This is a genomic window from Sphaerothrix gracilis Ecp01 (genome assembly GCF_030405905.1).
Taxonomy (GTDB): Bacteria; Cyanobacteriota; Cyanobacteriia; order Phormidesmidales; family Phormidesmidaceae; genus Sphaerothrix; species Sphaerothrix gracilis.
In genome coordinates this window covers 1-1,161 of sequence record NZ_JASATW010000134.1, presented here as the reverse complement: position 1 = coordinate 1,161, position 1,161 = coordinate 1, and the positions used below count along the sequence as shown (strand labels likewise).

General features: G+C 52.7%; 2 protein-coding genes. One reads left to right on the top strand and one right to left on the bottom strand.

The features are described 5' to 3' along the window. A partial coding sequence (locus QJQ48_RS28285; RefSeq protein WP_346294505.1) for a hypothetical protein occupies positions 1-491 on the top strand: 491 nt, incomplete at its 5' end. A gap of 337 nt (positions 492-828) precedes the next feature. On the opposite strand, the gene QJQ48_RS28280 is transcribed toward QJQ48_RS28285, so the two are convergent. Further along, on the bottom strand, positions 829-1,161 hold a 333-nt coding region (locus tag QJQ48_RS28280; RefSeq protein ID WP_346294504.1), incomplete at its 5' end, for a wHTH domain-containing protein.

Sequence of the window (1,161 nt, the reverse complement as noted above, 5' to 3'; positions counted from 1 at the left end):
TAGTGACCTCGATATCCCAATTAGCCCAACAAACTCTGGCCATAACCGGCTTGAGCCTGCTGTCTATGCCTACGGCGATCGCCCAGTCTGAACCGACCGATTTCAGCCTCAGCCGCGACTGCGCCGCGAGTCTCAGCCAAATGATTAGCGACATTGAAACGGGCCGCACCGCTGAGGTAGTCGCCACTGACTATGCCCTAGCGGACTGGGGCTATTCTGAGGGCTACCCGGCTACCGCTCCCCAAGCGGCGATTCTGCGTCTCAGCGGTACGGCTGCGCCCTCAGTGATGAATTCGCCTCGGTTGATGAATACGCTCAGCGATCGCCTGATTGCAGACTGCGCTGCGGTCAGCTTGGTTATCTTTCAGCTTGACCAGCCCTTTAGCGAAGTGATGTATGGGCGAGTGGGCGATCGCGTGGTGCCTTTTAGCTGCGCTGAATCGGCTGACAGCACTTATCCCAGTTGGGGTGAGCGAGTTTGTTGGCAGTAGTTTAAGGCGATCGCTCATCCCCAAAAGTCTCCGCGTCCCTGAGCCTCTCTCTCCGCGTCCTTACGCTAACCGACAGCGCTTGGTGAGGATGACCTTGACTTCACCGGGCTTGCCGGTGGGTTTGCTCTGACATGGGTAGACCGTCTGAAAAGAGATGATGAATAAACTATAAACAGGTTCAGCTCAGAACTGGAGAGAAAAGATGATTATATTGAAACACTCTACCTATTTACCTGTAAGAGGCTCTTAGGTGGAAACTTTTTTTCTAGGAATAGTTAGGTAGTTAGGTGAACCACTTCCCATATCCTTTTGCAGGTTTTTTTGAGACTGGTGACCGCTATGAATTCTCCTGCGTAGCAGGAGCAGAACCATTAAGTGTAGCTTTGGCCCCCACCGTAATGTCCCAACTGAAATAGGCTGAAAGGGCGGCAACCTGAGCATCAATTTCTTCTGATGGAATGCCTGCCTTTTGAGCCGCTGCCTCTATATGATCTGGAGAGACTGGCTCTAGCGGATCGAGATACGGCCAAACACCATCGAGATCCTGTGTTGGCAAAATGCAGCCAAACTTAGAATGCAATTTGCCCAATGCAGTCCAGGCCGCGCCGCGAGGGCTTTTGTCTGGATCCTGGAGAACACGCTGTGAGAACAGATCACGAATCTCATCGGG